Origin of the sequence: Subtercola sp. RTI3, assembly GCF_035018625.1 — a bacterium.
Taxonomy (GTDB): Bacteria; Actinomycetota; Actinomycetes; order Actinomycetales; family Microbacteriaceae; genus Subtercola; species Subtercola vilae.
Map to the genome: position 1 here is coordinate 1 of NZ_JASJXO010000051.1, position 17,699 is coordinate 17,699.

At 66.8% G+C, this 17,699-nt stretch carries 16 protein-coding genes; 8 read left to right on the top strand and 8 right to left on the bottom strand.

The window, feature by feature from the left end; genetic code table 11:
• Nucleotides 1-733 (top strand): nucleotidyltransferase family protein (locus QN358_RS15285; protein ID WP_323512871.1); only part of this gene is annotated, 733 nt, incomplete at its 5' end.
• A 16-nt stretch (nt 734-749) separates the two neighbouring features.
• Here the strand turns inward: QN358_RS15285 and QN358_RS15290 are convergent.
• The 4 genes from QN358_RS15290 to QN358_RS15305 all read right to left on the bottom strand — a co-directional run bounded on the left by QN358_RS15290 (nt 750) and on the right by QN358_RS15305 (nt 5,526).
• Nucleotides 750-1,745, bottom strand: a complete 996-nt coding sequence (locus tag QN358_RS15290) for a MurR/RpiR family transcriptional regulator (protein ID WP_323512872.1) — start codon at nt 1,743-1,745, stop codon at nt 750-752.
• Nucleotides 1,699-3,033, bottom strand: coding sequence for an allantoate amidohydrolase (locus QN358_RS15295; protein WP_323512873.1), 1,335 nt, complete (start codon nt 3,031-3,033; stop codon nt 1,699-1,701). Before QN358_RS15295 ends, QN358_RS15290 begins: the two co-directional genes overlap by 47 nt.
• On the bottom strand, nt 3,030-4,340 hold the full coding sequence (locus QN358_RS15300; RefSeq protein WP_323512875.1) for an alanine--glyoxylate aminotransferase family protein: 1,311 nt from the start codon (nt 4,338-4,340) through the stop codon (nt 3,030-3,032). Before QN358_RS15300 ends, QN358_RS15295 begins: the two co-directional genes overlap by 4 nt.
• 73 nt (nt 4,341-4,413) lie before the next feature.
• Nucleotides 4,414-5,526 (bottom strand): acetamidase/formamidase family protein, encoded by a 1,113-nt coding sequence (locus QN358_RS15305; RefSeq protein WP_323512876.1) that lies wholly within the window; start codon nt 5,524-5,526, stop codon nt 4,414-4,416.
• Between the two features lie 90 nt (nt 5,527-5,616).
• On the opposite strand from QN358_RS15305, the gene QN358_RS15310 reads away from it, so the two are divergent.
• The gene (locus QN358_RS15310; RefSeq protein WP_323512877.1) at nt 5,617-6,351 is read left to right on the top strand and encodes a YoaK family protein; all 735 of its coding nucleotides are present in this window, start codon (nt 5,617-5,619) and stop codon (nt 6,349-6,351) included.
• A 121-nt stretch (nt 6,352-6,472) separates the two neighbouring features.
• Here QN358_RS15310 and QN358_RS15315 read toward each other — a convergent pair whose 3' ends face one another.
• On the bottom strand, nt 6,473-7,156 hold the full coding sequence (locus QN358_RS15315) for a phosphonatase-like hydrolase (RefSeq protein ID WP_323512878.1): 684 nt from the start codon (nt 7,154-7,156) through the stop codon (nt 6,473-6,475).
• Nucleotides 7,157-7,309: 153 nt separating this feature from the next.
• Between QN358_RS15315 and QN358_RS15320 the strand changes: the two genes are divergently transcribed.
• Nucleotides 7,310-8,473, top strand: coding sequence for a TIGR03364 family FAD-dependent oxidoreductase (locus QN358_RS15320; protein WP_136643390.1), 1,164 nt, complete (start codon nt 7,310-7,312; stop codon nt 8,471-8,473).
• A gap of 41 nt (nt 8,474-8,514) precedes the next feature.
• Here QN358_RS15320 and QN358_RS15325 read toward each other — a convergent pair whose 3' ends face one another.
• Nucleotides 8,515-9,981 (bottom strand): aspartate aminotransferase family protein, encoded by a 1,467-nt coding sequence (locus QN358_RS15325; RefSeq protein WP_323512879.1) that lies wholly within the window; start codon nt 9,979-9,981, stop codon nt 8,515-8,517.
• 205 nt (nt 9,982-10,186) lie between these two features.
• Here QN358_RS15325 and QN358_RS15330 point away from each other — a divergent pair, with 205 nt between their 5' ends.
• The 5 genes from QN358_RS15330 to QN358_RS15350 are packed head-to-tail and all read left to right on the top strand — an operon-like array spanning nt 10,187 to nt 15,746.
• Nucleotides 10,187-11,326 (top strand): ABC transporter substrate-binding protein, encoded by a 1,140-nt coding sequence (locus QN358_RS15330; RefSeq protein ID WP_136643392.1) that lies wholly within the window; start codon nt 10,187-10,189, stop codon nt 11,324-11,326.
• 7 nt (nt 11,327-11,333) lie between these two features.
• On the top strand, nt 11,334-12,260 hold the full coding sequence (locus QN358_RS15335; protein WP_136643393.1) for an ABC transporter permease: 927 nt from the start codon (nt 11,334-11,336) through the stop codon (nt 12,258-12,260).
• Nucleotides 12,257-13,069, top strand: coding sequence for an ABC transporter permease (locus QN358_RS15340; RefSeq protein WP_136643394.1), 813 nt, complete (start codon nt 12,257-12,259; stop codon nt 13,067-13,069). The genes QN358_RS15335 and QN358_RS15340 overlap by 4 nt, the downstream gene beginning before the upstream one ends.
• Nucleotides 13,066-14,148, top strand: a complete 1,083-nt coding sequence (locus tag QN358_RS15345; RefSeq protein ID WP_136643395.1) for an ABC transporter ATP-binding protein — start codon at nt 13,066-13,068, stop codon at nt 14,146-14,148. Before QN358_RS15340 ends, QN358_RS15345 begins: the two co-directional genes overlap by 4 nt.
• Before the next feature lie 53 nt (nt 14,149-14,201).
• Nucleotides 14,202-15,746, top strand: coding sequence for a putative Ig domain-containing protein (locus QN358_RS15350; protein WP_323512880.1), 1,545 nt, complete (start codon nt 14,202-14,204; stop codon nt 15,744-15,746).
• A 138-nt stretch (nt 15,747-15,884) separates the two neighbouring features.
• Here QN358_RS15350 and QN358_RS15355 read toward each other — a convergent pair whose 3' ends face one another.
• Complete coding sequence (locus QN358_RS15355) at nt 15,885-16,871, bottom strand: Fpg/Nei family DNA glycosylase (protein ID WP_136643397.1); 987 nt, start codon at nt 16,869-16,871, stop codon at nt 15,885-15,887.
• A 103-nt stretch (nt 16,872-16,974) separates the two neighbouring features.
• Complete coding sequence (gene rnc, locus QN358_RS15360) at nt 16,975-17,694, bottom strand: ribonuclease III (protein ID WP_136643398.1); 720 nt, start codon at nt 17,692-17,694, stop codon at nt 16,975-16,977.
• Nucleotides 17,695-17,699: the final 5 nt, after the last annotated feature.

Sequence of the window (17,699 nt, forward strand, 5' to 3'; positions counted from 1 at the left end):
AGATGTGTATAAGAGACAGGCCTACGATAGGCGGATGGACGCGCAGCAGATCGGTGGCCTGCTGGTTGCGGCGGGGGCGGGCCGGCGAATGGGGCAGCCTAAAGCGCTGATACGGGGCGAGCCGGGCCGCGCGGGCACCGGGGCCCTGAGCGGCATCGAAAACGGCGACCGCGACGACGAGACGTGGGTTGTTCGCGGAGTGCGGGTGCTGCTGGCGGCCGGATGCTCACCCGTGGTCGTGGTGACAGGGGCTTCTGGCGATGCGGTCGAGCGCGTTGTTCGCGACGCATTCGCCGGAGACGAGCGAGTGGTGGTGCGTTGTGCAGAGCTCTGGGCTGACGGCATGTCGGCGTCGCTACGGGAGGGGCTGTCTGCGTTCGTCGAGGGCCATGGCTCGATGACGGGCGTGATCGTGAGGGGGGTGGTCGTGACGTTGGTCGATCTGCCCGATCTGGGGAGTGACGCCGTCGCGCGGGTGGCTGCGCGGGCCGTGTCGCTGAGTGGGGGCAACCCGGGGCAGGTCGAGGCGCAACTGGTGAGGGCTGTGTATGGGGGGCGGCCCGGGCATCCGGTGTTCATCGGCAGAGCGCACTGGTCGTCGATCGCAGAGCAGGTGCGCGGTGACACCGGTGCGAATGCGTATCTGCGGGCGAACGGGGTTGTCTCGGTCGAGTGCGGCGACCTCGGGAGCGGCGAAGACGTCGACAGCCGGCCGGCGTCGCCAGAACGGTAGCGCGGGCGGGCGGCGATCAGCCTGAGGGCGACTCGAGCTCGTGCAGGTCGGAGTAGAGGCGGTTGATGGAGGCAATGCGAGTTCGGGAGGTGCGGGCGGCCACGGCGAGGGTCTGGCTGGCCAGCACGGAGACGAGGCTGTTGGCGGCCGCGTAACTGTCGAGGGCCGAGACGGAGTCGACGGGGCACTCGAGCCAGGCGGAAGCGCGGTCGGAGAAGCGGCGAGCGGAGGGATCGGCGAGCAGCACGATGGGCACGGGGGCGGAGTGTGCGGCATCGAGAATCCGGGCGAAACCGTCGGGGCGGCGGCGGAATCCGATGACGATGGCTACATCGGTGGGGCCGAGGCCCGCGAGTTCCTCGCCGATCGACTGGCCGGGTTGGGGCGCGAGGCGCACGTCGGCGAGGCCCTGCAGGAGTTGCTGGCGAAGGTGGAGGGCGACGGGGTAGGAGTTGCGGAGTCCGATGACGACGACGCGGCGGGCGGCGGCGATGAGCGCTGCGGCGCGGGTGAGTTGCTCGACGTTAGCGGACGAGAAGGCATGGTGGATGTTCGACTGCTCTTGGGCGAGGTGAGCGGTGAGGGCGGCTGAGGCTCCGCCGAGCGGAACTCCTTCGGCGCGGAGAATACGAGCGTGGGCACGAACCTCCTTGGCGTCGGAGAACCCGAGGCGGCGAAAGAGGCGGCTGACAGTGGCCTTTGAGACGCCGCTGAGGCGCGCGAGTTCGGTGGCGTTGTAGACAGCGAGGTCGGCGAGGTGGGCGAGGATGAAGTCGGCCGCGCGCTGCTCTTGGGGCGAGAGGTCGACGTACGCCTCGTCGATGCGCTCGCCTATGGGTGCGGTGCTCATGGGTGCGGCCGTCGCTGCCGTCGCTGCCGCGCGGCTCGGGTCGTCGGGGGCGCGGGTGGAGTCGTTGTCGCGGATGCAGTCGACGAGAGCCGTCGCGCAGAGCGGGTGGTGGGCATCAGGAGGCTGCTGTGACCAAGGAGAGGATGGCCGCTTCGAAAGCATCGGTGGCGACGGCGACGTCGGCGGGGGTGACGTGTTCGTCGGGGTGGTGGCTGACGCCGCCGCGGCACCGGATGAAGAGCATCGCGATGTCGGTGACGTCGGCCACGGCCATCCCGTCGTGGCCGGCACGGCTGAGGAGCAGGAGTGGCTCGGCGGGCGAAGCGGTTGCGGCGCGGATGCCGGCGGCGACAGCGGCGCGCAGGTGCGGTGCGCAGGCGACGGCGGGAGCGTTGTGGGTCTGGGTGACGGAGACGGTGAGGCCGCGGGCACTGCAGAGGGCGGTCATCGCGGCGTCGATCTCAGTCCAGACACGGTCGCGATCGGAGTCGGATGCGGCACGCAGGTCGAGGCTCAGGTCGACGCGGCCGGGGATGACGTTCACGGCATTCGGGAAGACCTCGAGGTGGCCGACGGTGGCGATGAGGCCAGCGTCGCGGGCGGTGCGCTCGATGAGGGTGACGATTTCGGCGGCGCCGGCGAGGGCGTCGTGGCGGCGATCGAAGGGGGTGCCGGAGTGTCCGGCGACACCGGTGACGGTGATGGCGAATCGGCGGGCTCCGGCGATGGAGGAGACGATACCGAGCGGCTGGCCTGCCTCTTCGAGGTACGGGCCCTGCTCGATGTGGGCTTCGAGGTAGCCGACGAGGTCTTCGGGGCGGCGGGCAGCGGCGCCGCGGAAGAGCGCAGAGTCGGTCGCCGGCGCGAGGGCGTCGGGGTCGAGGCCGAAGGCGCTATAGGCGTCGCGAAGGGTGATGCCATCGTCGTCGGTGAGGTCGAGCCAGGCAGGGTCGAAGGTTCCGGCGAGGGCGCGGCTGCCGAGCAGGGCCCGGCCGAACCGGGTGCCCTCCTCGTCGCCGAACGCGACCACCTCGAGGGCGAACGGCAGGTCGATGCCGAGGGTATTGATGCGGTCGACGACGGCGATGGCGGTGAGAACGCCGAGGATTCCGTCATACCGCCCGGCCGAGGGCACGGTGTCGAGGTGCGAGCCGAGCAGGAGGGCGGGCAGGCCGGGTGTGCGGCCTTCGAGGCGACCACACTGGTTGCCTGCCGGGTCTTGCCAGGTGGTCATGCCGGCCTCACGCATCCAGCCTGCGGCGAGCGCGTTCACTGCGCGATGCTCGTCGGTGAGGTAGACGCGCCGAATCAAGCCGTTCGGCAGGGTCGAGTAGGCGGCAAGCTCGTCGCAGCGGGCCAGGATCGACAGCGCGCCAGTGCGGTCGATGACGGCGGGAGACGCGTCGTGGTTCGCGCCGGCAGCGGCAGCAGCGGCAGTAACAGCTGTCACGCGGGCACGCCCGCCGCAAGCGCTGCGCCAGCCGCGTCGAGGTCAGCCTCGGCCTCAGCGTCGGCAGCGGCCGCATCGCGCGCCTCGTCGGCGTAGAAGTCGTAGGCAGCGCCCACTCCCCCGCCTGCGGTCGGCGCCGCGCCGGCACGCCGCAACACCTGCTCGAGCGCCGACAGGGTGGTGAGCACGGTGTCTTTGCGAGCGTTGTAGCCCATGGTTCCGATGCGCCAGACTTTGCCGTGCAGGGGGCCGAAACTGGTTCCGATCTCGATGCCGAAGTCGTCGAGCAGCTCAGCGCGAACGGCGTCGCCCGAGACCGTTTCGGGGATGTACACCGCGGTGACGTTGTTCATGCGGTGCGATTCGTCGCCGAAGACGCTGAGGCCGAGGCCGCGCAGGCCTTCGTGCATGGCGCCGCCGTGCATCCGGTGCCGTTCGACAGCACTGTCGATGCCCTCGTCGACCAACAGCCTCGCGCATTCGCGTGCGCCGTAGAGCATGGTCGTGGCCTCGGTGTGGTGATTGAGGCGTTTGGGGCCCCAGTAGTCGAAGATCATGGCGAGGTCGAAGTAGTTCGAGCGAATGGGGCTCGACGTGACTTCGTCGTCGGCCGACCGGATGCCCGCTTCGATGCTCTTGCGCGAGTTGATGAGGTCGACCGCGCGAGGCGAGAACGTGGCGGGCGCCGAACCGGAGGGGCCGGCCAGGCACTTCTGAAGGCCGGCGGTGACCGCGTCGAGGCCCCACGCATCGGCTTCGAAGGTGTTGCCGGCGAGGGATGCTGTGACGTCGGTGTAGAAGATGACGTCGTATTCGTTGCAGATGGCGCCGAGCTCGTCGAGCGGCTGGGCCATGGTGGTGGAGGTGTCGCCGTGCACGACGGCGAGGATCTTCGGGCGGGTGGTGCGGATGGCCCGTTCGATCTCCTCGGGGGTGAAGACGGTGCCCCACTCGCGCTCGATGACGTGCACCTCGGCGCCGCAGCGCTCGGCGATCTCCCGCAGCAGGTGCCCGAACCGGCCGAAGATGGGCACGAGAACGCGGTCGCCCGGCTCGATCATGCTCACGAGGGCGGCCTCGATGCCGGCGCGGGAGGTTCCGTCGATGAGCAGGGTCTGCTCGTTCGAGGTCTTGAACACGTCGCGGTAGAACCCCATGGTCTCGGTCATGTACGAGGTCATGGCGGGGTCGTACTGGCCCAGCAGTTGAGCCGACATGGCGCGCAGCACTCGCGGGTCGGCGTTGATGGGGCCGGGGCCCATCAGGAGACGCGCGGGAGGATTGATGGCCTGAGTCGACTGTTTCACCATCTCAGTATATGCAACATAAGTTTCAGATGGGTTACGGGTGGGTGGGTCGACTGTGGCAGGCGTGCTGTTCTTAGCGGGCGCGTTGTGCGGGCAGGTCGAGGCCGGCGAAGTCGCTGACCCGGATGCGCGCGTGCACACCCTTCACGATGTCGACGACCTGCGAGATGTTGAAGTCGGTGGCAGCGCTGAGGTAGGCGTAGGCGAGATGCGGATCCATTTGGTAGCGAGCACTGAGGAGCCCGATGGCTGCCCGCACGCAGTGCTGAACGGCCTCGTCGAGATCGACGCTCATGCCGGTGGGCACGAGGAACTCGGATGTTTCGGCGAGCGGCCCGATGAGGTGCCCGAACTGCTGCAGGGCATCCGGTTGGCTGACGAGTTCGAATCGAACCGTGACGCGCAACGAGGCTTCCATGGCGGTGAGGGCAACCTCGCCGTCGCCCTGGGCGAAATGCGGGTCACCGACGTAGGCGAGGGCGCCGTCGACCTGCACGGGGATGTAGAGCGAGTTGCCGGCCGTCAGCAGGTTGATGTCGATGTTGCCGCCGTGGGAGCCGGGCGGAACCGAGTGCGGGCGGGTGTCGCCCGAGACGGCGACGCCCATGATGCCGAGGAACGGTGCAAGCGGGAAGCGCACTATTGGGGGGCCGCCCGCGACGACGGGCAGCGTGCCCACCTGGCGGCCGTCAGGGTCGAGATCGACCTCGGAGTAGACACTCACCGACTCGAGGCCCTGGGGGAACTCGCCGGGCAGCGCTCCCCGGCTGTGGCGGTTCGAGATGACGCCGTAGGGCACGCGCGGAAGCGCTGCGATGAGGGTCATCTTGAGCAGGTCGCCGGGCTTCGCGCCGCGGATGCGGATGGGGCCGGTGACCACGTGCGGGCCGTCGACTGCCCGGTCGCGGGGGTAGTCGGAGGCCGCGATGGCAATGGCGTCGTCGAGTACAAAATGCGCGTCGACGCCGTTCGCCTTGAAGAATCGGCGCGGGTCGCGGCCCTGGTCTTCGAGGATGCCCTCGTGGCTGAGGGTGTCGATGGTCACCTCGTCGCCCGAATCGATGTCAAGAACGGCGCTGTCGGCGGCGCACGGGAGGCGCCCCCACAGAACATTGCGGCCGGTCGCAGGCAGATAGTGTTGTGAGCGAATCGCACCGCTCCCGGGCTGGAGTGGGTCAAGGATCATGGTCAGATACGCCTTCCGTCGACGTTTCGAGAGTACCGGCAGCCGCCGACTCCCGTCGCCGCTGGGAGCCCTCCCTCGATAGGAATTCCCGTGCTTCGACGCCTCGGCAACAACCCCGACGATCTGCATCTCGCTCTGATGCTCGCCCTGACCTTCTCCACTGGGGTCGTCGATGCCGTCGGGTACCTCGGGCTCGACCGGGTGTTCACCGGGAACATGACCGGCAACGTGGTGATTCTCGGAATGGCGCTGGCCGGCGGGGATGGCCTGCCCATCATTGGGCCCATCATCGCGCTGCTCTCCTTCATGCTCGGCGCGGTCATCGCCGGCCGGGTTCTGCGGCCGATCACGAAGGGGTGGACGCATCGGAGCACGTCGCTGCTGACCGCGGTTGCGGTGCTCATGGTGGCGCTGGCGGTGACGCTGATGGTTTTCGGCGGCACGCCCCCCAAGCCGCAGGAGTACGTCGTCACGCTCTTCCTTGCGCTGGCGATGGGGATTCAGGCGGGAACGGCGCGGCACATTGCGGTGAAAGACGTGACGACGGTGGTGGTGACGTCGACGATCACCGGGTTTGCGGCCGATTCGCGGCTGGCGGGCGGCAAGGGGCAGCCGTGGATTCGGCGGGGATCGGCAATCGTGTTGATCGCGGCGGGAGCTGCGGTGGGAGCGCTGCTGCTGCGGCTGGGTCTGGGCTGGGGGGTGTCGCTGTCGGCGCTGATCACGGTGGGGGGGGCGGTGCTGGGGCACGTCGGCACCCGCCACTCTGCGAACTCCCCCGAACCCGAGGTTTCTCTTCCCGCCTCACCACACCCCCGGAGTTGAGGTACGGGTTTTACTCGGTTCTCGGGCACGCAGGCGTACGAAACCCGCACCTTTTCGGGGGCGGGGCGGGTGCGAGAGGCGAGGGGCGAGAGCGAGGAAGGACAGCCGGTGGGTGGGTGGGTTAGAAGAGGGCGGAGAGGGTGAGCAGGTCGGCGGCACTGTCGAGAATGGCGTGGTGCGGATGCTCGGCGAGCTCGGCCCGCGTGAGGCCTCCGGTGAGCACTCCTATGCCCCGCACGCCGGCGTGATGAGCCGCGAGGAGGTCGACGACCGTATCGCCGACCGCGAGCACGGTGGAAACGTCGGCCGCGCCAACCCTCTCCATGGCGTGATGGATCAGGTACGGCGCAGGGCGACCGCGGACCACGTGAGACGTCGTCACGACCGCATCGAGGAGGTGCGAGCATCCGGAGCCGGCGCTCCACCCGAGTGATTCCAGCAGGGGGCCAGCGACTTCGTCGGAGAAACCCGTGGTCAGCGCCACCGCGACACCCCTGGCAGCGAGCTGGCGAAACAGCTCTTCGACGCCAGGCAGCCCGACCGGCGGGTGTGCGCGGTAGGAGTCCCCGAGAATCTGCTTGAAACGGTCGAACGCTGCCGCGACCCGCGGCGCTTCGGGCTCGACACCGCCGAGCCGCATCAGAGCAGTGATCGCCGCGACCTTGTCGGTTCCCATCCAGTTCTGCAGATCGTCGTCGGCGAGCGACGCGCCGGTCTCGACGACGGCATCGGCGAGCGCAACGTAGACGAGCCCATGGTCGTCGATGGTGGTTCCGGCCATGTCGAATGCGACGAGTTCGATCATGCTGTGGCACTGCCCTTCAGCGAAGACCGGTCGGCCCGCGCGCGCCCATTTCAGCAGCTTCGTCTGAACGGGTCGTGAACGCCGGGTGGCCGGATGCCCGCTGCCCCCGGTTCGGCTTGACTTCAGTTTCGGCACCGCGCAGTCTCGGTTACCGTGACCACTGTTTCTGCGATCGCCGAGTGCGACGTTCTCATTGTCGGTGCCGGAATCGTGGGGCTCGCCCATGCGGCCGAAGCGCAGCGGCGCGGGCTGACAGTACTCATCATCGATCGCGACAGCCGGGCGGTGGGAGCGTCTGTGCAGAATTTCGGGCACTGCTGCATTACGGCGCAGTCGGGCGACCTGCTCGAGTTGGCCCACGTTGCGCGCGAGCGGTGGCTGCACTTCAGCGAGGTGGCAGGATTCTGGTCGACGACGTCGGGAGCCCTGGCGGTGGCCCGCAGCGGCGAGGAGCTTGCGGTGCTCGATGAGCTCAGCGCGTCACGCGAGCGGGGCGAGGTAGAGCTTGTCGGAGCATCCGGAGCCCTGCAGCTTCTGAGCCGAGATGATGGCGACGCGCCATCGGGCGGGCCGCGGATTCTGGGCGGAGCACTGCTGCGGGACGACGTGCGTGTCGATCCGCGCGAGGCTGTGGGCACCCTGGCCGGCTGGCTGGGCGCGCAGCCCGGCGTCACAGTGTGGTGGCGCACCTCGTACCTCGGGAGTTCAGGCGACGGCGACGACCGGCTCGTACGCACCTCCCGGGGCGCCGTTCGCGCGGCCCGCACAATCGTGTGCGCAGGACACAACCTCGACTACCTCTACCCCGACGTCGCCGCCGAATTCGCGATCGAGCGGTGCGGGCTGCAGATGGCGCTCATCGAGGCGCCCGGCGGCCGGCGAATCTCTCCGGCCGTGCTGACCGGAACGTCGATGCTGCGTTACCCGGCCTTCTCCGAGACGGCGGCAGCGGGCGAGTTGCGCTCGACCATGCTCAGCGAGCACGGCGACCTGGTGTCGATCGGTGCGAATGTGATGTTCACCCAGCGCCCGGATGGCTCGATCATCGCGGGCGACAGCCACGTGTACGACCAGACCCTCGACGCGTTCACGACCGAGGCGACCTCTGAGCTGCTGCTGCGCTCGGTGGGCGAGGTGCTGGGGGTCGATGAGGTTCGGGTCGTCGAACGGTGGCAGGGCGTGTATGCCTCGAGCAGCCGCCAGCCGTATCTGGCGGTCGAAGTGGCCCCGAACGTCACGGCGGTGTCGATCACGTCGGGCGTGGGCATGACCATTTCGTTCGGCGTCGCCGTGCGCACGCTCGACGACCTCGTGTGAGACGGACTTTGTGAGACGACCGGGCTGAGGAGCGGCCCGGCTCAGCCCAGCACTTCTTCGAAGCTCGCGTCGAGAACGTCGAAGGCCTCATCGAGCTGATCGAGGGTGATGATGAGGGGCGGCGCCAGCGTGAGAATCGACCCCATCGTGGTCTTGAAGCTGAGGCCGCGCTCGAGGGCGGCGTACATCACGGCTTCGGCGACGGCTGGGGCTGGTCTCGGCCTGTTGCCAAAATCGCTGGGGCCGCTGGGGCCGGCGGAGTCGCTGGGGCCGCTGGGGCTGGCAGGGGCGCTGGGGCCGCTGGGGCCGGCTGGCGCGCTCGGGTCGCTGGGGTCGACGATCTCGAGGGCGAGCATCAGTCCGCGCCCGCGTACGTCGCCGATGACATCGTAGGTCGCGGCGAGACCGCGGGCGCGTTCAAGCGCGTGCTCACCGAGCCGCGCCGACCGCTCGACGAGGCCTTCGTCTTCGATGATCTGCAGCGTGGTGAGGCCGGCCCGTGCCATCAGAGGGTTCTTCTCGTGTGTGTAGTGGCCGAAGGCCCAGCTCTCGCCCACGTCGAATTCTTCGCGCGCCACGACGGCAGCGACCGGCATCGCCGCTCCGCCGAGCCCCTTACCGAGCACCAGAATGTCGGGCACCACTGCCTCGTGCTCTGAAGCGAACATGCGCCCCGTTCGGCCGAGGCCGGTGGGAATCTCGTCGAAGATCAGTACCGTACCTGTCTCGTCGCAACTGCGGCGAATGGATGCCCAGAAACCCGGTGCCGCCATCTCGGGTGTCGCACGCATCGGTTCGGCGATGACCGCCGCGACATCGCCCTGCACCCTCAGGGTGTAGTCGATGAGGCGTGCGAGCTCCCGGCCGCAGTCGGGGGTGTGGGGCTCGTCGAAACGGTGCGAGGCGCCGAAGGCAGCACGAAAACAGCCGATCGGCGGCACGTGTTCGGTGCCCGACAGCAGTGGCCCGATGGGCCCGGAGCGAAACAGCTGCTCGCCGCCGACGCTCGCAGCGCCGAAACCTGCCCCGTGAAACGACTCCCAGAACGACAGTGTCTTGAAGCGACCGGTCTTGGCGCGCGCGAGTTTCAGGGCGACTTCGACGGCGTCAGAGCCGCCGGTCGTCAGAAGCACACGGGTGAGGGGCTCGGGCGTCACCTCGACGAGTTTCTCGGCGAACGCGGTGCTCACGGGGCTGGTGAACCGACGCGGGACGAACGGCAGGTCGACGAGCTGCTTCGTGAGCGCGCTGACAAGACGCGGATGCCCGTACCCGATCTGGTGGGCCGAGTTGCCATGGAAGTCGAGGTAGCGCCGCCCGTCGGTCGCGATGAGGTGGACCCCCTCGGCCCCGGCGATGCTCGTGAGGCAGGGCGTCGAGACCGCCTGGTGAAGGTAGACAGCCGAGTCGCGCTCGAGGAGGGCGCGATCATCCGGAGCCCGTCGGTCAGACCAGTCGCGCCTCAGAAGCCCGGTATTCGTGTCGCTTTCGCTCTGTGCGGGTGGCATGCGGGGGCCCTTCAGTCGTGAGTCTGAGGAAACGTACACCCTCGAGACGGTCAGGAACGAGTGGTCTGCGGAGCTTTGCCAAGCGTTCATCTCTACAGAGCCTGCGCGACACCGCCAGAGAGCAGCATCAGATGATCGACCCGGCGCCTGAGAATTGTTTGCTTGCCCTAGAGCGAACGGCCGTGCGGTCGACCAGGAGGACACAGTGAACAGCAAACGTTTCATCGCGGGGGCGGCCCTTGTTGCCGCAACCGCACTCGCACTCACCGCTTGCGCGGGATCGAGCACACCGTCGGGCACGTCAGAAACGAGCGCGAAGACGGCAACCAGTGCCGCAGACGTGGGCGGAATGGACGCCCTTGTGACCGCCGCAAATGCCGAAGGCGCGCTCAACGTGATCACGCTTCCGCCGTCATGGGCCAACTACGGGAAGATCATCGCCGGCTTCCAGGCGAAGTACCCGAACATCAAGATCAACTCGGCGAACCCCGACGGCTCCAGCGCCGACGAGGTCTCAGCAGCAAAGGCCCAGAAGGGCCAGTCGACGGCACCCGACGTATTCGACATCGGTACCGCAGTGCTGCAGCAGAACCTCGACCTTGTCGCACCCTACAAGGTCGCCAACTGGGCCGACATTCCGGCTGACTACAAAGACGCCTCAGGCAAGTGGTACTACGACTACACCGGCCTCATGTCGGTGGGCTACGACTCAAAGGTCATCACCACGGCCCCCACCTCGATCAAAGACCTGCTCGGTTCGGCTTACAACGGCAAGGTCGCGATCAAGGGCGACCCCACCCAGGCCAACGAAGCGGCCAGCGCTGTGTACCTCGCGGCTCTGCAGAACGGTGGCACCGCTGACAACATTCAGCCCGGCATCGACTTCTTCAAAAGCCTGAAGGGTGCCGGAAACTTTCTCGCCGTCACCCCGACGCAGGCAACCGTCGCCTCGGGCGAGACCCCTGTTGTGCTGCAGTGGAGCTACAACAACCTCGCCTGGGGTTCCGCTGGCGGTTCGACCGGCAACCCCGACTACAAGACAGTGATCTTGCCCGGCTCGGCGCTCGGGAGCTACTACAACCAGGCCATCAGCGCCGACGCACCGCACCCCGCAGCCGCCCGGCTCTGGGAAGAGTACATCTACAGCCCCGAGGTTCAGAACCTGTACCTCGCCGCTGGCGCCTTCCCCTCGACGCTGACCGCGATGCAGACCGCCAAGACGGTCGACACTGCCGCTCTCGCTGCCGTCGGGGCTCCTCCGGCGAGCTTCGTTCAGCTCACCGCGACGCAGGCCACCGCGGCTGCAGGTCTCCTGAAGACCAACTGGGCTGCGGCGATCGGTTAGTGGAACGATGACCTCGACTGTCGTTGCACCCGTAACGCCAGCCGAAACGACTCGCGGCGCTGAGGCAACCCCTCGGCGCCGCGGTCTCACCTGGCTGGGGTTGGTGCCATTCGGCGCCTACGTCGTTCTCTTTCTGGCGATTCCCGCCGTGCTCGCCGTGGCGAGCGGGTTTTTCGACGCCGACGGCGCGTTCACCTTGTCGAACTTCTCGGCGTACACCAACCCGGCGATTCTCAACAACTTCTGGTCGTCGCTCTGGATCTCGGCGGTGACATCCATTCTCGGAGCCGTGTTCGGAGCCCTCATCTGCTTCGCTCTGCTGGGCACCAAAGCCGACAGGGCTCTACGGTCAACCGTCGACTCAGCAAGCAGCGTGCTCGCCCAGTTCGGCGGAGTCATGCTGGCTTTCGCCTTCATCGCCACCATCGGCGCGCAGGGTGTGCTCACGAAGTGGCTCATATCGCTCGGGCTCACCACGAACGTCTTCAACAGCTTCAACGGGAGCGGCCCGCTTCTCTACCAGGTACCTGGGCTGGTCATCCCGTACCTCTACTTTCAGGTGCCCCTGATGGTGCTCACCTTCATGCCCGCCATGGAGGGCCTGAAGTCGACGTGGGCAGAGGCGAACGCCACCCTCGGCGGCACCCGGTTCACGTACTGGACCCGCATCGGCATGCCGATTCTGGCTCCCGCCTTCTTCGGCAGCCTGATTCTGCTGTTCGCCAACTCGTTCTCCTCCTACGCCACGGCGGCGGCGCTGATCTCGCAGGGCGGCATCATTCCGCTTGCCATTCGCCAGCAACTCACGAGCGAGACGATCGTCGGAGTTGCGAACGTGGCCGGCGTACTCGCTCTCGGAATGGTTGTGGTGATGATTGTCTTGATGTCGGTCTATACGGCTCTGCAGCGGCGCGCATCGAGGTGGCGCCGATGAGCGCCGCGTCGTTCTCTGCGGAACCCCGCCGCGTGACGCGGTGGATCATTCTGGGAGTCGCTGCGGCCCTCTTCGTCATTCCCATTCTTGCGATGATCGAATTCTCACTGCGCGCCGGACAGACGGGCGGGTACGACTTCTCGCACTACGCAGCCATCTTCACGGCGGGGCGTGCGGGAACGTACGATGTGCTGTTCCAAGGCATCACGAACTCAATCGGCATCTGTGTCGTCACGGTACTGATCGTTCTCGTGCTACTGCTGCCGACCATGATCCTCGTCGAACTGAAATACCCGCGACTTCGCAGTGTGCTTGAGTTCATCTGCATTATTCCCATCACCATTCCGTCGATCGTGCTGGTGGTCGGGTTCATCCCGGTGTACTCGGTGGTCGCCCGGATGTTCGGCAGCAACCCCTGGACCCTCTCATTTGCCGTGGGAATCATCGTGCTCCCGTACGCGTACCGGCCGATCGCAGCCAACATCGCTGCGATCGAGATCGTCACCCTCACCGAGGCGGCGCGCTCGCTCGGGGCGGGCTGGGGGCAGGTACTCGGGCGGGTCATTCTGCCGAACCTGCGGTCGGGCATCCTGTCGTCATGCTTCATCACGATCGCTGTGGTGCTTGGTGAGTACACGATTGCCTCCTTTCTCAGTCAGAACACCTTTCAGACGGCACTCGTACTCGTGCAACACACCGACCCGTATGTGGCCGTCATCTTCGCAGTCTTCGCGCTGGTCTTCGCGTTCGTACTGCTTCTCATCATCGGTCGGCTCGGAAGCCTGGGCCGCAATCGGAGGTCAGCATGAAAACCAAGGAATCACCCGCCACCACTCGGGCTTCAGTGCCGACGCCCGTCGACGGAGCCAGCGTCGAGCTGCGCAATGTGGTCAAGTACTACGCCAACCAGCGCGCGCTGAATGGCGTCAATCTGTCGATGGCTCCCGGTGAATTCGTCGCACTTCTCGGCCCGTCGGGATGCGGCAAGACCACGGTGCTGCGTGCGCTCTCAGGGCTCGAATCGGTCACAGAGGGTCAGATCCGCATCGACGACACCGATGTCGTCAACACGCCAGTGAACAAACGCGACATCGGCATGGTGTTCCAGGCGTACTCACTGTTTCCGCACATGACGGTTCTGCAGAACGTGGAATTCGGGCTGCGGATGCGGCGAGTGGATGCGGCGAGCCGGCGCCGCAGGGCATCCGAATCCCTCGACATGGTGGGGCTCGCCAGTTTCGGGGGTCGGTACGCGCACCAACTGTCGGGTGGGCAGCAACAACGGGTGGCACTCGCGCGAGCCCTCGTGACCCGGCCGCGCGTGCTGCTGCTCGACGAGCCGCTCTCGGCGCTCGATGCCAAGGTGCGGGTGCAGTTGCGCGACGAGATTCGGCGCATTCAGACCGACCTCGGAATCACGACGCTGTTCGTGACGCACGATCAGGAAGAGGCGCTTGCCGTCGCCGACCGCGTCGCGGTGATGCGCGAGGGAAACATCGAGCAGATCGGTACGCCCGAAGACCTCTACACCAAGCCCGCGACGTCGTTCGTGGCTACGTTCATCGGCCTGAGCAACGCCATCGACGCCGAACTCGTCGGGTCAACCGTGCGTGTGTTGAACGCGGCGCTCCCGCTGCTCGGCACGGGCCCGGCTGAGGGGCTGGTCACCGCTTTCATTCGGCCAGAAGACATCTCGTTCGCTCCCACCGGCATCCCGGCAACCGTCGTCGCGTCGAGCTTTCTCGGCTCGTTGCGGCGCACACAGGTTCGGCTCGAGGGGGGCGAGCTGCTGTTCGTTCAACACGAGGTGCAGTTGCGGCCCGAGACGGGCGAGCGGATGTTCGTGCAGTTGCGCGGGCGGGCAGTGGCGGTGGAGGGGCGGAGGTAGGGGTTCTAGATACGAGGGTGAGAAATGGTCACGAATGCCGCTAGTATGCATTCATGAACTTTCGTCACGCTTCGCGCTCCCTGATTCTCTGCTCCGCTGCCGCGCTCGTCTTCGCGGCGACCCTGACGGGTTCGTCGGCCGCGTTCGCGACGACCAACACCTACACGACGTTTGCGACGACCACCGTGGGGCTACATCCGTTTGGCATTGCGGTCGACTCTGTAGAGCGCAAGGTGTTCGTCACGAACGATGGCGATGGCACGGTGACCGTGCTGAACGCTGACACCGGCGCGGTGATCGGTTCACCGATCACTGTCGGCACGCACCCCGAGAGGATTGCAGTGGATTCAGTGCGGCACCGGGCGTACGTGACGAATTCCTCTTCGCAAACAGTTCGCGTCATCGATACGCATACTGACAGCGTGATCGGTCTACCTGTTGACGTCTCAAACGGGTCATTCGCCGGAAACGTTTTCGGTGTTGCAATCGACCAGCAGAACGGCAACGGGTGGGTGGTGACCAATAACTCGGTGGTCATTGTCGACGGACAAAACCAGACTGTCGTTGCGCCTGTTATACCAATGAGCGGCTCAACTAACTCACAGATTGCCATCGATTCGGGCCGACGCAAAGCATGGGTCTCAAATTTTGACGCTGACACTGTGACCACGCTCGATCTAGACTCAGGCGCCAGGATCGGAGCCTCATTGCCAACTGGCGACGAGCCGAGTGGCATCTCACTCAACTCCACTACAGGATCAGTAGTCGTCTGCAGCTTCACGCAACCGATTCTGCGTACGTTCGACGAACGGACGAGAACTCAAGTCGGTTCAGACATTTCCCAGATGTGTTTCAACGTCCATAACGACGTGAATACCAACGACGTTCTTTCGAACTCGACGGGCGGCTCTTTCATTGACGTGCACGATGGCACACGCGGAACAACACTTGCTCAGATCCCCGCGGGCGCAGATACTCACGACTTTGCGATTGACCCGGTGACCGACAACATCTACGTGACGAATAGTTCGACGAACAAGGTGGTGGCGATACATCAGGCGGTGTCGCCCACGATTACGACGGTGGGGGCAGCGCCGGGGGGAACAGTGGGAAGTGGGTACAGCTTTGCGGTGACAGCGAACGGAACGCCGAGCATCCAGTATCGGGTGAGCAGCGGCACGCTGCCCGATGGGCTGTTGATCGACCCTGATAGTGGAGTGATTTCGGGCAAGCCTACGACGGTGGAGACGCAGACGTTCTCGGTGACCGCGAGCAATGGGACGGCTCCCGACGCCGTGGCGTCTTACACGATCGCCGTTGCGGCGGCTGTCGTCACGCCGCCGCCCACAACGACGCCTCCGACGTCGACAACCGACCCGACCAACACAACGGGCGGTACCGGGAGTGGCAGCGCGGGGTCGGGGAGCAGTGGAGGCGGTTCAGGATCGCAAAGCCACCTTGCCAGCACGGGCGTGAACGGCGAGAACACGGAACTCACCGCGTCACTGGCGCTGCTGGTGATGCTCGGCGGTGTTGCAGCCGTGCTCGGTCGCCAGCGCCGTACGGCACGGCGAGACCAGCGGGCTGACAGAGGCTGAGGGCACGCCCGCCGCGACTGACTGCGGAACGGGCGGCCGCAGTGATCGGCGTCGGGCTGGTTCGGCCTGGTTCGGGTCGGGTCGGCGGGAACGATCGGCGCCGTTAGGAACGGCGGGCGGCGGGCTGCGGGGGCTGCGTCAGGCGAGGCGGAGGCGCTGGCAGTGGGGGCAGAAGTGCGACGAGCGGTTCATGAACGACTCCCGGGTGATGAGGTGGCCACAGCGGGGGCAGGGCTTGCCCTGCTGGCCGTAGGCGTTGAGGGAGTGCGAGAAGTAACCTGAGGCGCCGTTGACGTTGACGTAGGTGGAGTCGAAGCTGGTGCCACCCTCGGCGAGTGCCTTCGAAAGAACGAGGCGGATCTCGGCGAGGAGGGTGCGGGCCCGGCGGGGCGAGAGAGTAGCGGTGGGCTGGGCGTAGTGGAGCCTGGCCGCCCAGAGGGCCTCGTCGGCGTAGATATTTCCGACGCCGCTGATGAGGGTCTGGTCGAGGAGCGCCCGCTTGATGCCGGTTTTCTTGCTCTTCAGCGCAGCGAAGAATGTGCGCTCGTCGAAGAACGGGTCGAGCGGGTCACGGGCGATGTGGGCGACCTGGCTCGGGATCGAGGCGAGCCACGTGGGCGCGAGAACAGGAGCCGTCGGATCTGCCTCGTCAGAAGGGCGAGCCGCAGCCGGAGCCGACAAATGGGCACCGGCGAGACCGGGGCCCGAGTAGCCGGCGGGGGCACCGTCGGGGGTGGGCACGAGGGTGTCGACCGCCATGGAGCCGAAGATGCGCTGGTCGACGAAGTTGACCCAGTGCTCGCCGAGCGACGGATGCTCGATGCTGAGGCGGATGCGGAGGAGGGCGGTCTCGGGGTGTCCGGGCACGCGGAGAAGAACCTGGCCACTCATGCCGAGGTGGGTGACGAGGGCGCGGCCGGAGGAGAGCGGGAACCACAGGAACTTTCCGCGGCGCACGGCGGCGAGCATCCGGTGCCCGGTGAGGCCGTCAGCGAAGGGGCCAGCGAGGGGACTGTGCCGTTTCAGGGAACGATCGTCGAACACTTCGACGCCGGTGATGAGGGCGCCCGTGACGGCCGGTTCGAGGCCGGCGCGAACGACCTCGACCTCGGGGAGCTCAGGCACGCGCGGCCGACCACGGTACGGCCCCGATCACGTCGGGCACGAGCGAGATGCGGGCTGGAGCGATGAGCAGCTGCCGCGCCTGGCGAGGGTCGGGAGCAGCACGTCAGACCGGAGTGGTGAGCAGCTGCTGCGCCTGGCGGGCGGCGAGCGATTCGGCCTGCTTCTTGCTCGAACCTTCGCCGGAGGCAGTGACGAGAGTGTCGCCTGTGGCGGCGACGGAGACGCTGACGGTGGCGATGAAGGTTTTGCGGTGGTCGGGGCCCGCTTCGGCCACATCGTAGACGGGTGCAGAGGCTCCGAGGGAAGCGGCAAGTTCTTGCAGGGTGGTCTTCGGATCCATCGACTCGCCGAACGTGTTCGGGTTCTCGATGAGGGGTTCGACGAGCCGCAGCACCAGTGCTGTGGCGGTTTCGCCCCCGAGGCCCAGGTAGGTGGCGCCGATGAGCGCCTCGACCGTGTCGGCGAGGATCGATGCCTTCGAGCGCCCGCCGGTGAGGTCTTCGCCGCGGCCGAGCAGCACGAACGGGCCGAGGCCGATCGTCGAGCCGATGCCGGCAAGCGCGACCGTACTGACGAGGCTGGCGCGGCGTTTGGCCAGCTCACCCTCTCCGAGTTCGGGGTACCGCGTGTACAGCATCACCGTGACGGCTTGCCCGAGAATCGAGTCGCCGAGAAACTCGAGACGCTCGTTGGTGGGCACACCGCCGTTCTCGTACGACCACGACCGGTGGGTGAGAGCGAGCTGCAGCAGAGCATCCGGAATCTCGACACCCAGGGTCGCCAAAAGATGCGCCCGGTTCGGTTCGGCCCTGACTTTCGTCATCGGCC

Bases quoted from the DNA above. Each gene is read 5' to 3' on its own strand.
- QN358_RS15290 (WP_323512872.1), bottom strand. From the start codon at position 1,745: ATGCTTTCGAAGCGGCCATCCTCTCCTTGGTCACAGCAGCCTCCTGAT.
- QN358_RS15335 (WP_136643393.1), top strand. From the start codon at position 11,334: ATGACCTCGACTGTCGTTGCACCCGTAACGCCAGCCGAAACGACTCGC.
- QN358_RS15305 (WP_323512876.1), bottom strand. From the start codon at position 5,526: ATGATCCTTGACCCACTCCAGCCCGGGAGCGGTGCGATTCGCTCACAA.
- QN358_RS15315 (WP_323512878.1), bottom strand. From the start codon at position 7,156: ATGATCGAACTCGTCGCATTCGACATGGCCGGAACCACCATCGACGAC.
- QN358_RS15325 (WP_323512879.1), bottom strand. From the start codon at position 9,981: ATGCCACCCGCACAGAGCGAAAGCGACACGAATACCGGGCTTCTGAGG.
- rnc (WP_136643398.1), bottom strand. From the start codon at position 17,694: ATGACGAAAGTCAGGGCCGAACCGAACCGGGCGCATCTTTTGGCGACC.
- QN358_RS15345 (WP_136643395.1), top strand. From the start codon at position 13,066: ATGAAAACCAAGGAATCACCCGCCACCACTCGGGCTTCAGTGCCGACG.
- QN358_RS15350 (WP_323512880.1), top strand. From the start codon at position 14,202: ATGAACTTTCGTCACGCTTCGCGCTCCCTGATTCTCTGCTCCGCTGCC.
- QN358_RS15340 (WP_136643394.1), top strand. From the start codon at position 12,257: ATGAGCGCCGCGTCGTTCTCTGCGGAACCCCGCCGCGTGACGCGGTGG.